This is a genomic window from Clostridium sp. AM28-20LB, assembly GCF_003480665.1.
Taxonomy (GTDB): Bacteria; Bacillota; Clostridia; order Lachnospirales; family Lachnospiraceae; genus Otoolea; species Otoolea fessa.
Window position 1 is genome coordinate 982,586 of sequence record NZ_QUJN01000001.1, and the last position, 12,743, is coordinate 995,328.

Annotated in this window: 9 protein-coding genes; 2 read left to right on the plus strand and 7 right to left on the minus strand. The window is 50.1% G+C overall.

Annotated elements, in window-relative coordinates; genetic code table 11:
- The first annotated feature begins 93 nt into the window (after positions 1-93).
- Both DW739_RS04330 and DW739_RS04335 read left to right on the plus strand, forming a co-directional pair.
- On the plus strand, positions 94-4,350 hold the full coding sequence (locus DW739_RS04330) for a 2-hydroxyacyl-CoA dehydratase (RefSeq protein ID WP_118742676.1): 4,257 nt from the start codon (positions 94-96) through the stop codon (positions 4,348-4,350).
- A 139-nt stretch (positions 4,351-4,489) separates the two neighbouring features.
- Positions 4,490-4,975, plus strand: a complete 486-nt coding sequence (locus DW739_RS04335) for a hypothetical protein (protein WP_107000334.1) — start codon at positions 4,490-4,492, stop codon at positions 4,973-4,975.
- Between the two features lie 40 nt (positions 4,976-5,015).
- Here the strand turns inward: DW739_RS04335 and DW739_RS04340 are convergent, their stop codons facing one another.
- From DW739_RS04340 to rny, 7 genes are all read right to left on the minus strand, one after another.
- The gene (locus DW739_RS04340) at positions 5,016-5,429 is read right to left on the minus strand and encodes a hypothetical protein (RefSeq protein WP_243023725.1); all 414 of its coding nucleotides are present in this window, start codon (positions 5,427-5,429) and stop codon (positions 5,016-5,018) included.
- On the minus strand, positions 5,429-6,754 hold the full coding sequence (gene larA / locus DW739_RS04345) for a nickel-dependent lactate racemase (protein WP_118742677.1): 1,326 nt from the start codon (positions 6,752-6,754) through the stop codon (positions 5,429-5,431). The genes DW739_RS04340 and larA overlap by 1 nt, the downstream gene beginning before the upstream one ends.
- Positions 6,755-6,889: 135 nt before the next feature.
- Positions 6,890-7,783 carry a site-specific tyrosine recombinase/integron integrase gene (gene xerA / locus DW739_RS04350; RefSeq protein WP_333549857.1) on the minus strand — a complete coding sequence of 298 codons (894 nt, stop codon included), beginning with the start codon at positions 7,781-7,783 and terminating at the stop codon, positions 6,890-6,892.
- Positions 7,784-8,099: 316 nt separating this feature from the next.
- The gene (locus DW739_RS04355; protein ID WP_147355658.1) at positions 8,100-8,708 is read right to left on the minus strand and encodes a hypothetical protein; all 609 of its coding nucleotides are present in this window, start codon (positions 8,706-8,708) and stop codon (positions 8,100-8,102) included.
- A gap of 165 nt (positions 8,709-8,873) precedes the next feature.
- The gene (locus DW739_RS04360; RefSeq protein WP_107000338.1) at positions 8,874-9,446 is read right to left on the minus strand and encodes an NUDIX hydrolase; all 573 of its coding nucleotides are present in this window, start codon (positions 9,444-9,446) and stop codon (positions 8,874-8,876) included.
- A gap of 55 nt (positions 9,447-9,501) precedes the next feature.
- Positions 9,502-10,299, minus strand: a complete 798-nt coding sequence (gene proC, locus DW739_RS04365; protein ID WP_022359673.1) for a pyrroline-5-carboxylate reductase — start codon at positions 10,297-10,299, stop codon at positions 9,502-9,504.
- Positions 10,300-10,896: 597 nt separating this feature from the next.
- Positions 10,897-12,444 (minus strand): ribonuclease Y, encoded by a 1,548-nt coding sequence (gene rny, locus DW739_RS04375; RefSeq protein ID WP_107000340.1) that lies wholly within the window; start codon positions 12,442-12,444, stop codon positions 10,897-10,899.
- Between the last annotated feature and the right edge of the window lie 299 nt (positions 12,445-12,743).

The following is a 12,743-nucleotide window of genomic DNA, read 5'->3' on the forward strand; positions in this document are numbered from 1 at the left end:
CCCTACCGATTGTTTTCTTCCTTATTCTATGTTAAAGTATAGCCGAATACATGTGTAATACAAAGGAGGGAAGGGGCACTGCCCCGATTGTACATGAATTCCTGTAAAAAATTAGGAATCGACATCGGTTCCACAACGGTTAAAGTATCTATTATTGAATACGGCGGTAAGCTTCTTTTCGCCGATTATAAACGTCATTTTGCAAACATACAGGAGACGCTCGCGGACCTGCTCCGTGAGGGTGAAGAGAAACTTGGCGCACTGACCGTCGAGCCGGTCATCACTGGTTCCGGCGGTTTAACACTTTCTAAGCATCTGGGCATTCCATTTGTTCAGGAGGTTGTAGCGGTTGCCACATCCCTGAAGGATTATGCCCCGCAGACCGACGTTGCCATCGAGCTTGGCGGCGAGGATGCGAAAATTATTTATTTTACCGGCGGCATTGACCAGCGTATGAACGGAATCTGCGCCGGAGGCACCGGCTCTTTTATTGACCAGATGGCTTCGCTGCTTCAGACGGACGCATCCGGTCTTAATGAGTATGCGAAAAATTACAAGGCAATCTATCCGATCGCGGCGCGCTGCGGCGTTTTCGCCAAGACGGATATCCAGCCCCTCATCAATGAGGGCGCAACCAAAGAGGATCTGTCCGCCTCCATTTTCCAGGCGGTTGTCAACCAGACCATCAGTGGTCTGGCATGCGGCAAGCCGATCCGCGGCAATGTTGCGTTTCTCGGTGGACCGCTTCATTTCCTCTCGGAGCTGCGCGCGGCATTTATCCGCACCCTGAATCTGGGGACGGACCAGATCATTGCCCCGGATCACTCGCATCTGTTTGCGGCGATCGGCGCGGCGATGAACTCTGATCCGAAGACGACTGCCAGCCTGCACGATCTGATCGAACGGCTGTCCCACGGCATCAAGATGGATTTCGAGGTAAAGCGGATGGAACCCCTCTTTACTGATGAAGCTGACTATGAAAAATTTAGGACCCGCCATGCAAGTCATGATGTCAAAAAAGGTGATTTAGCGACCTACGAAGGCAACTGCTACCTCGGCATTGACGCCGGTTCCACCACAACCAAGGTGGCGCTCGTCGGCGAGGACGGCTCTCTTCTATACCGCTTCTACAGCAACAACAACGGCAGCCCGCTGGCGACGGCGATCCGTGCGATGCAGGAGATCCATGACCAGCTTCCGGAGAAAGCACAGATCGCTTATTCCTGCTCCACCGGTTACGGCGAGGCGCTCTTAAAGTCTGCCCTGATGCTGGATGAGGGCGAGGTCGAGACGATCTCCCACTACTACGCAGCGGCGGCATTTGAGCCGGATGTAGACTGCATCCTCGATATCGGCGGCCAGGATATGAAATGCATCAAGATCAAGGACGGCACCGTAGACAGCGTACAGCTCAACGAAGCCTGTTCGTCCGGCTGCGGCTCCTTTATCGAGACATTTGCTAAATCATTAAATTACAGCGTACAGGATTTTGCCAGAGAGGCGCTCTTTGCCAAAAATCCGACCGACCTCGGTACCCGCTGTACTGTTTTCATGAACTCTAACGTCAAACAGGCGCAGAAAGAGGGAGCTTCCGTCGCAGATATTTCTGCCGGACTGGCTTACTCCGTCATCAAAAATGCCCTGTTTAAGGTTATCAAGATTACCAATGCCTCCGACCTCGGAAAACACGTGGTCGTGCAGGGCGGTACCTTCTACAACGATGCGGTTCTCCGCAGTTTTGAGAAGATCTCCGGCTGTGAGGCAGTCCGCCCGGACATCGCCGGTATCATGGGTGCCTACGGTGCGGCTCTGATTGCCCGTGAGCGCTACGATGCTTCCAAGACAACCACGATGCTGCCGATCGACAAGATCTTAAGCCTGACCTACAAGACGACGATGGCGCGCTGCCAGGGTTGTACAAACCACTGTGTCCTGACGATCAACCGTTTCGACGGCGGACGTCAGTTCGTTACCGGCAACCGCTGTGAGCGCGGTCTGGGCGGCAACAAACAGAAAAAAGACATTCCGAACTTATTTGACTATAAATACCACCGTATGTTCGATTATGAACCGCTGACCGCCGATCTGGCGCCGCGCGGTACCGTCGGCATCCCGCGTGTCCTGAATATGTATGAAAACTACCCGTTCTGGGCGGTCTTCTTCAGGGAACTGGGTTACCGCACCGTTCTGTCCCCAAAATCGACGAGACAGATCTACGAACTTGGTATTGAATCGATCCCGAGCGAATCCGAATGCTACCCGGCAAAACTCGCGCACGGTCATATCGAATGGCTGATCCGCCAGGGACTGACCTACATTTTCTATCCGTGCGTTCCTTACGAGCGCAACGAAACCCCGGAAGCAGGAAATCACTACAACTGCCCGATGGTCACATCCTACGCGGAAAACATCAAAAACAACGTAGAATCCCTGACGGATCACAAGGTACATTTCCAGAATCCGTTTATGGCATTTACAAATGAGGAAATCCTGACAAAACGTCTGGTCGAAGAATTTACCAAGGATCAGTCGATCCCGGAGAAAGAGATCCGCGCCGCCGCTCACAAGGCATGGCAGGAACTCATCGCCTCCCGTCAGGATATGGAAAAGAAGGGCGAGGAAGTCATCGCCTGGTTAAAAGAAACCGGACACCACGGCATCGTGCTGGCAGGCAGACCGTACCATGTAGATCCGGAGATCAACCATGGCATTCCGGAACTCATCACTTCCTACGGTTTTGCCGTGCTGACCGAGGACTCCGTCTCCCATTTAGGACGCGTTGACCGTCCGCTGATCGTCACCGACCAGTGGATGTACCACTCCCGCCTCTACGAGGCAGCTTCCTATGTGAAGACACAGCCAAACCTGGATCTGATCCAGCTCAACTCCTTCGGATGCGGTCTGGACGCAGTTACTACTGATCAGGTCAATGATATTCTGACCCGCTCCGGCAAAATTTATACGCTGCTCAAGATCGACGAGGTCAACAACCTCGGCGCCGCACGTATCCGTGTGCGCTCCCTGATCGCCGCAATCCGTGTGCGCGAGATGCGCCACTACCATAAACCGATCGTTTCCAGCGCATACAGCCGTGTTTATTTCACGAAGGAAATGAAGAAAAACTACACAATCCTCTGCCCGCAGATGTCGCCGATCCATTTCGACCTCATCGAACCGGCGGTCCGAAGCTGTGGTTACAACCTGGAGGTGCTGCAGAACTCCGACCGTACTGCTATCGACACAGGACTTAAGTACGTCAACAACGACGCCTGTTACCCGTCCCTGATCGTGGTTGGTCAGATCATGGATGCGCTGCTCTCCGGCAAATACGACTTAGAGCACACAGCCGTTATCATGAGCCAGACCGGCGGCGGCTGCCGTGCTTCCAACTATATCGGCTTTATCCGCCGTGCCTTAGAGCGCGCCGGTATGCCGCAGATTCCGGTTATCTCGTTAAATGCCAACGGCATGGAGACGAATCCGGGCTTTAAAATCACCCTGCCGCTTCTTACCAAAGCAATGCAGGCGGTTGTCTACGGCGACCTCTTCATGCGTGTTCTCTATGCGACCCGCCCATACGAAGCAAAAGCCGGCTCCGCCAACGCCCTGCATGAGAAATGGAAAGCAATCTGCATCAAATCACTGCAGAAACGTTCTTTATCCATGGCAGAGTTTAACCGCAACATCCGCGGTATTGTTCATGACTTCGACGAACTTCCAAGACGCAATGTCCAAAAACCGAGGGTTGGCATTGTCGGCGAGATCCTGGTAAAATTCTCCCCGTTAGCAAACAACCACGTGGTAGAGCTTCTGGAAGCCGAGGGTGCCGAGGCTGTAATGCCGGATCTGCTTGATTTCCTGCTTTACTGCTTCTACAACAGCAACTTCAAAGCCGACAATCTGGGCGGCAAACGTTCCACCGCACACCTGTGCAACATGGGAATCTCCCTGCTGGAGTATTTCCGCCGCACCTGCCGCCGCGAACTGGAACGCAGCACACATTTCCTTCCGCCTGCACGGATTCAGGATCTGGCGTCGATGGCGAAGCATTACGTTTCCCTCGGCAATCAGACCGGCGAGGGATGGTTCCTGACCGGCGAGATGCTGGAACTGATTCACAGCGGCACGACGAACATCATCTGCACCCAGCCGTTCGGCTGCCTGCCGAACCACATCGTCGGAAAAGGCGTCATCAAGGAACTGCGCGCCAGCCATCCAGAGGCGAATATCATCGCCGTAGACTACGATCCGGGTGCCAGTGAAGTCAATCAGTTGAATCGTATCAAACTGATGCTTTCCACCGCACAGAAGAACCTGTCAGAAGGGAAAAAAGATTCGAGAATTGGATGATTTTGGATAAAATTTCCAGCTGACTTTTAAAGACGTCTGTGCTATAATAAATTTATATGGAGTTTAAGATAGGCTATGGATTCCATAGCCTATCTTCTATATAGGGGAACAAAAAGACAGACTAAAAGGAGATCTCAGGATGAAATCAAAATTATTCCTCTGCGCGGCTCTGGCTGCGGCTCTCTACGTGACGCCGTCTTATGCAGCTGATTATTCCGCACAGGTTGTGAGTTTTTCTCAGGAGGACCCGGACAACCTCTCCATCGAGCTGACCGGCTCCAAAGTAATTACCGACGATTTTTCATTCAAACTTCCATCCCAGGCATTTTCGAGACTCATCATGGTTCCGAGCGGGGATTCCTACGAGGTATATGAAAAAACAGCCTATGAAGCCAACGGAGGCGGACTTCTCTTCCGCATTCTCGCATTTGAGGACACGCATTACCGCGATTTAAACGGCTGCACCATCTTAGGCTTCTGCGGCAACAAGATCTTCATTCTGGATCCGCACTACGACGAGCAGTATGCCAGCGACAGCGAAGAATATACACAATGCAAAGAAATCGTGACCTCGATCAAGAAGAGTTTCATTTCCTATATCAAAGACGCCGGGACGGTTGAGTAGCATCGAATCGAATATAAATATGCAAAAAGAACGTCAAATTCTAAGTTTTTCGCTTGGGTTTGACGTTCTTTTTTACTTTAAACTCTTCTATTTTTGGCTCTTCTATTTTCGTCTTTGTGCCATAGAGGTCCCTTACAAGACCGCTGATGGTCGTGTACTGGCTTCTACGCAGGTAACGGACTGCCAGCATAGAAGAAACAACCGCGCCGATCGCCCATGCTGTATCATACCAGCCTGCCGACAGCCCCACGGTAAAGGCGTTCTCCGCGATACCGATCGTCGAAGCGCCGCCGATCGCCAGACCCGCGATACTAGCTGCCACGACAAACGCATTATTTTTTCCTTTATATAAAAGGAAGTTCTCTGAGTCCTTTTTCTGGCAGTAAGACACATAGATACTGATGCTAAACAGCAGAAGCACATATAAAATAACAATTAGCAGCGGAATATTCATTACTTCGCGCCTCCATTTTCCTCTGCCTCGCGGCAAATACGCTCGTAGGCTTCCTTTGTCTGCGGGAGCACGCTTCCGCCGTACGGAATTACATATACATCTTTTCCGTTAAAGTCTACCTCTGCCAGCAGATCCTTCATATCTTTAAACGATCTTACGCCCATATCCCGAACCAGCTCCGGCTCCATGGAAGACAGAAGCAGCGTCTTCGAACGACGGATGGACTCGCAGGCTGCGTAGAAAATATAGCCGCCGATGGTGAAAGACGCACGCAGTGCCTCATCCAGGCATCCCTTAGAGAGAGGCTTAATCCAGTCGAAGAAATCCTTGGAACCGCTTCCCTCCGGGCATTCCGCCAGCATAATGAGTGTACCGCCCTCTTTGACCGCTCTCGATGCGTTAAACAGCGTCTTGGTGGACTGATAAAAATTCAGATCCTTCGGGAAACCGCCGCAGCTTGCAATTACGACATCTGCCTGATAGTCGATCGGCAGTCCGTATCCCTTCTGTACATAACTGCAGCTTGCCTGCCATGCCTTGTCAAACTCACCACAGAATAAACCGCTGTGGCGGGAAGATGTATCTACCACGATATTGATACCGAACGTAACATGTACCATGGCACCTGCCTCGCGCATATCCAGGTTGATCGGGTTGTTCTCCACCAGACCGCTGCCGACACGCACATCCGTCATCGGTTTCTCCGGATCCAGCGCACGCTCATGGTTCATGCGGATCGTCTCACGGGAAGCAATACCTGGAACGATGCTCTTTCTTCCGCCGCCGTAGCCTGCCATCAGATGGTGCACCGTACCGCCGATGCAGATGACCTTTCTGCCGACTGCCAGCGGATTGACCGATACACGCGTTCCGAAGGACGTCGTACCGATGTATACCAGATCCGGCGCATCGCAGTCATGGTCAGTCACGCTCGCTACATGGTCGTAGACAAACTCGCTTGCAAGTTTTCTGCGATCCTCCGCCGTATTCTTGCGGTGTGTTCCCAGTGCAACCACAACCGCAATCTGGTCATATCCCACGCCTATCTCATCGTGCAGATATTTTACCAGAAGCTCGCAGATCACGTCCTGACGCATCCAGAAACGCGTCATATCACTGATCACGATCGTAACCGGATCGGTCGGTGCAATCAATTCCTTTAACGGCTTCGTGCCAATCACACCATCCGTCACACAATGCAGAAATTCTGCTTTTATATCTTCAATGACCCGCATCTTATTTTCATACAGGTATTTTACACTCTTCGCACCGTCAATCTCAAAATCGACCGCCGACGTTCCGTACTTTAAATGTACTTGCTCCATTGTCTTTCTCCTTCACATTTCCTCATCTGCGTTAAACAGTTACGCTTTAAACCACTAAAGTATATAGTAAAGCACCTGTTTTGTCAAGTCTTTCACAAAACAGGTGTTTTATTTTTATAATTTATATGATATTTTTCAATCTCCCCGGTACGCCGCATACATCTGCGTCGTTGCCATATCCGAATGTCCGAGAATCGTCTGAACCGCCCGCATGTCTGCACCTCTCGCAATCAGGTGCGCCGCAAAGGAATGGCGCAGCGTATGCGGCGTGATATCTTCCTCAATCCCGGCTTTCTCGCCGTAATATTTGATAATCTTCCAGAATCCCTGCCGGCTCATCGCGCCGCCTGTACAGTTGACAAAGAAATAGTCCGATCCCTTTCCACGCAGCAGCTCGTTTCTCGCATGTTCCAAATACTCCTCCAGCGCTGCTTTCGCCGAACGTCCAAATGGGATCGTCCGTTCCCTCTCCCCGTCGCGACAGACCAGAAATCCAATGTTCATATTGATATCTTCCATCTGGATCCCTATAAGCTCTGACACCCGGATTCCGGTCGCATATAAAAGAGCCAGCATCGCCTTGTCCCGAATCTCCTTCGGTGTCTGCCCGGATGGCTGTGCCAGAAGCGCTGATACCTGATCGACACTCAGAACCACCGGCGCCTTTTTCTCCACTTTCGGCGCATGCAGACTTTCCGCCGGGTTCCGCCGGATGCATGCCTGCATACATTCATAATTAAAAAACGCTTTCATCGCCGCCATCATCCGCGAAATGGTGGTAGCCGCCTTTCCCTGCTCTTCCATATGAAGAATATATCCATGCAGGCTGGTCTTTGTCACCTTCGCCGCCTCCCGGATCTCTTTCTCCTCCAGATAAGTAATCATCTGCATCAGATCTCTCCGATATGACTGTACGGTATTTTCCGATGCCTGTTTTACCTCCCGCAGGTACTGTTCAAATCTGTCTACTTCCCCTCTCATACTTCCCCAATCTATTCTCGTAACCATTTCCGCCATTCTTTTATTCACGGCATTTTCTGCCAAAGCCCCAGCCTGCGGGGCAGATATCGTTCCGCGGCAATCCTATTGACTCCTCCATCTGAACCATCCATTCTCCTGAGGTTTTCTCACCCTATCTGCAACTTACCTTCTTCTCCACAAACGGGGCTTTTATCGTCCGCAGGTATCATTATATCTACATTTTCCCATAAAATCAAACATAATTTTCCCCACTTTTCCTACATTTTTCGACTGATTTACATAAAAATACAACATATGGTGCGTCCACTTTTTTCACCCCCATATGTTGTAAATTTTGAATTATATTTTTATTCGGACAGCCCCATTAAAATGGGCAGTGTGAGACCAGTAATGATACAAAACCAGGATTCAGCCACACTTCCAGCGCTGTTCCCATCCCCAGCACCAATAAAAGGATTAAAAATCCAGCCGTCCGTATCCGCCTCTCCTTTGCAAGCGCCCAGGAAAGAAGCAGCCAGAACACAGGAATATAAAACACCACCTGTGGAAATAACGTCGCCACAAATACAGGCAGTCCCCAAAAACCGCCCCAGCCAGTAAATCCTGCCAGCAGCCATGCCTGCTCCAGACCTAAGACGAGACAAGCACCCCACGCAGCCAGGCATGCGACCGGCGTCATACCTGCCAGCCACAGCATCAGCGCCATCCCTGACCGCTGCAGCCAGACCTGAAAAAACAAAGTTCCCCGGCTGGCTGCCTTCATTCCGGCGTTTAGATGCCACCCGGCACCCGATGGATCTCCAATTTCTTGTCCAAGCCTCGCTGCCGGCACACTTTCCAGCCCGGCATGTCCGCTCCCGGACGAAATTTGAAAACAAACGGCTGCTATCGTCCCCAATACAATCCCAAGGATCCAAAAAAACACTGATACATCCCAGGTACTTAAAGCCGGAAGCCGGAATCTCCTTTTCACATGCAATCCCTGCCTATTCCTTTGTTACCTTATCTGTATTCAGTGTTTTTTATAATATGCCTTTATATCTGCCTCTATATGCTGTTAGCTTCATGCGTCTTTCAGCGTTTAATCCATATATTTATTTCATCACAGATGCTCACAGTGCTTCGCTGATCCTTATTTTTACTTCTGTCCTGCTTTGCAGGCATACGCCAGAATCGCGGACACAGTCTTTCCATCCGTCAGCTCTCCTGCGTAGATCCGTTTCAAAAGGTCGGAAAGTTCCCACGCCTCTACCTCAATCTCCTCGTCCGGGTCAAGATGCTGATGGGTTTTCTTGAGATCGCGTGCCAGAAAAATATCCAGCGCCTCATCACAGAACGCGATCGTTGTGTTGACGCTCATCAGATATTCCAGATGATCACAACGGTAGCCCGTCTCCTCCTCCAGCTCGCGGTACGCGCAGTCAATCTTCGCCTCATCCAGCGAATCCAGCTTACCAGCCGGAATCTCCAGTGTATAGCGGTCCAGCGCATTGCGATACTGACGCACCATGAGAATCTTTCCATCCTCCGTAACCGGAAGCACCGCTGCCGCGCCGTCATGATGGATAAAATCCCATTTTGCCTGATGTCCGTTTACCTCGACGGTATCTTCGTACATTTTCAAGATGGTTCCCTGATATTTTAACTCTCGTTTCAGGCGTTTGACCGGCACGGACTCCAGCGATGCCTGCTTTTCTACTTTCTGTTCCATATTTTCTCACCCTTATATCCAGGTTCCTTCTGGGTTCTTTTTCAACATTTTTTCACTATTTCAGGTCGATGCACTTCTCATAGCATGCGTCACATGCCTTGATAACCGCATTCCGCAAACCATACTCCTCCAGGACGCTGACCGCATAGATCGTCGTGCCGCCCGGCGAGCAGACATCATCTTTGAGTGCGCCCGGATGCTTGCCGGTCTCGAGTACCATCTTCGCACTGCCGACAACGCCCTGCGCCGCCATCCGGTAAGCCACATCTCGCGGCATGCCGTACTTAACGCCCGCATCTGCCAGCGCCTCGATGAACATATAGATGTATGCCGGTGCACTGGAACTGATACATACAACCGCATTCATCATATATTCCGGAACGATCTCCATCATACCAAAAGATTCAAAGAAATTGCTGATCATCTGCTTTTCTGTCTCTTCAAACAGCTTCTTGTCGTAGCAGACACCTGTCATACCCTCGCCGATCAGCGCCGGCGTGTTCGGCATCGCACGCACGATACGGCGGTCACCGCCCAGCTTCTCGTTGACACTGTCAATCGTGATACCCGGTGCAATCGAAATAATAATATTTTCTTTCGTTACATGGTCCTTGATATCTGCCAGTACATTGTCATAAAACTGCGGTTTTATAGCTAATACGATATATTTTGCATTTTCCGCACAATCCTGGTTTGTGTCAACCGCCTTGACACCTGTCTCTTTCTCTATCTGTGCCACTCTCCGGCGGTTCAGATCCGTAAAAGTGATGTCTTCCGTTTTATATTTGTTCAGCAGGCTTCGCATGATCGCATAGCCGATATTTCCCATTCCGATAAAACCAATTTTCGCCATAATCTTTGTCTCCCTCCATCTGCCATCCGGCACTTCCCTGCCGGATGAGCCTCCATTTGTTGTCTGACTGCAGCTGCTCTTTCCAACAGCCACATCTGGCTTTCTATTCAGCATCTTGGTAACGGTTCAATCTTCTTACCATTACGCCACAATAAATGCATGAAGCTGCTAAATAATCACTATTTTTCAACTCTATCATGCTATAATACTCGTCTTTTGGACAGTTTGCAAGCAAAATTTCTCCGCCTGCCTTCACGCTCACGACCCTTTATTTTACCCTGCTCATGCAAATTTTCAGTCTGTCCGAAAAACAGAGTTTCCGTTTTCCGCTTCATGAAAAAAAAATGTATTTTTCTGTATTTCTTTCTCTCTCAAAAAAGATGTAAAGAATGTGCTTTGGCACATTCGGGCGTCTCGCGCGGTCGCTTGCGACATGTTTCTGCTTCGCGCGAGCGCGCATCCTCGCGGAGCGTTTTTTTGTTTCATAGGACGCAATTTCCCATGAAACAAAAAAGTCTTATGAATGTAATGTATCTTCATCCATAAGACTTTTATTTTCATGCTCAAGTTTACTCCATGCAGCCCTGCTGCCGGGTTTTATTTGGCGTACTCGGTAACTCTCGATTCACGGATTACATTGACCTTGATCTGTCCCGGATACTGTAACTCTTCCTGAATCCGCTTTGAAATCTCTCTCGCCATCAGAACCATATCATCGTCGCTGACCTGTTCCGGTACAACCATGATACGCACCTCACGACCTGCCTGAATTGCGTAGGATTTATCAACACCCTTATAGGAGTTCGTGATATCCTCCAGCTGTTTCAGACGGTTGGTATATGTTTCCAGAGTCTCTCGTCTCGCACCTGGACGTGCCGCTGAAATCGTATCAGCTGCCTGTACCAGACATGCAATCAAGCTCTGTGGCTCTACATCGCCGTGATGGGCTTCCACTGCATTGATAACGGTTGCGGACTCTTTGTACTTCTTACAGAGCGCCACACCCAGTTCTACGTGGGTTCCCTCCTGCTCGTGATCGACTGCCTTTCCAATATCATGTAATAAACCTGCACGTTTGGCGGTCCGTACATCGACGCCCACCTCAGCCGCCAGAAGTCCGGCTAACTGTGCAACCTCAATCGAATGCTTCAATGCATTCTGACCGTAACTTGTCCGGAATTTCATCTTACCAAGTAGCTTGACAAGTTCCGGATGGATACCATGAATGCCAACTTCCAGAAGAGCCGCTTCGCCCTCCTCGCGCATCATGTTTTCCACTTCTTTCTGTGCCTTCTCTACCATCTCTTCGATTCTGGCTGGATGAATCCGTCCATCCACAATCAGACGTTCCAGTGCAATACGCGCTACCTCTCTCCGGATTGGATCGAAGCCAGACAGGACAACTGCCTCCGGCGTATCGTCGATGATCAGTTCCACGCCCGTCAGAGTCTCCAGTGTACGAATATTTCTTCCCTCACGTCCGATAATTCGTCCCTTCATCTCATCATTCGGAAGCTGTACGACTGATACGGTTGTCTCAGCCACATGATCCGCAGCACAGCGCTGAATCGCTGTCACCACATAATCCTTGGCTTTCTTCTCTGCTTCCTCTTTCGCTTTCGCCTCGAGATCTTTGATCAGCTTCGCCGTATCATGCTTTACATCTTCTTCCACGGAACGCAGCAGATATTCCTTTGCCTGTTCAGAGGTTAAACCGGAGATCTTCTCCAGTTCCAGCATACCTTTCTCATAGAGAGCCTCTGCCTCCGCAGTCTTTCTCTTGAGTGCCTCCTCCTTGACATTCATACCCGCTTCACGCTTTTCCATCGCTTCTGCTTTTTTGTCCAGGTTTTCTTCTTTGCTCAGTACACGTCTTTCATAGCGCTGAAGCTCAGCTCTTCTTTCCTTTGTTTCTTTCTCAAGCTCATTCTTTGTCTTTAACGACTCTTCCTTCGCTTCAAGGAGAGCTTCTCGCTTCTTTGTCTCAGCAATTTTCAATGCTTCATCTATTATTTCCCTGGATCGTTCTTCTGCGCTTCCAATCTTCGCCTCATATGTCTTCTGGCGATGCTGGTTCGCAACGACCCAAGTAATAGCTGCTACAATAACACCTGTAACGATAACCGCAATTATTACTTGTGACACAGGAGCACCTCCTTATTTAGTTTTCATTGTACGAAAATACAATACTATAATTTTAAACGGTTTTATACAGTATGTCAAGCAGAATAAGCGCTTCCTAACCAGCTTCCGTTACTGTTCACACACGTGTGCCCAGCAACGGGATTTTGCCGATGCTACGCATTCCAAATCGGCAAAATCTGCTGCCGGAACTGTATCGTACGGAATTTTCAGTTCAGAAAATTCCTACTAGTGAACAGTTACGAGACGCCTTCAGACAGCGTTCTGTTCTGTTTCATAATACATTTGCACGTTCACAGTCA

Bases quoted from the DNA above. Each gene is read 5' to 3' on its own strand.
- DW739_RS04340 (WP_243023725.1), bottom strand. From the start codon at position 5,429: ATGAATATTCCGCTGCTAATTGTTATTTTATATGTGCTTCTGCTGTTT.
- DW739_RS04335 (WP_107000334.1), top strand. From the start codon at position 4,490: ATGAAATCAAAATTATTCCTCTGCGCGGCTCTGGCTGCGGCTCTCTAC.
- DW739_RS04330 (WP_118742676.1), top strand. From the start codon at position 94: ATGAATTCCTGTAAAAAATTAGGAATCGACATCGGTTCCACAACGGTT.
- larA (WP_118742677.1), bottom strand. From the start codon at position 6,754: ATGGAGCAAGTACATTTAAAGTACGGAACGTCGGCGGTCGATTTTGAG.
- proC (WP_022359673.1), bottom strand. From the start codon at position 10,299: ATGGCGAAAATTGGTTTTATCGGAATGGGAAATATCGGCTATGCGATC.
- DW739_RS04360 (WP_107000338.1), bottom strand. From the start codon at position 9,446: ATGGAACAGAAAGTAGAAAAGCAGGCATCGCTGGAGTCCGTGCCGGTC.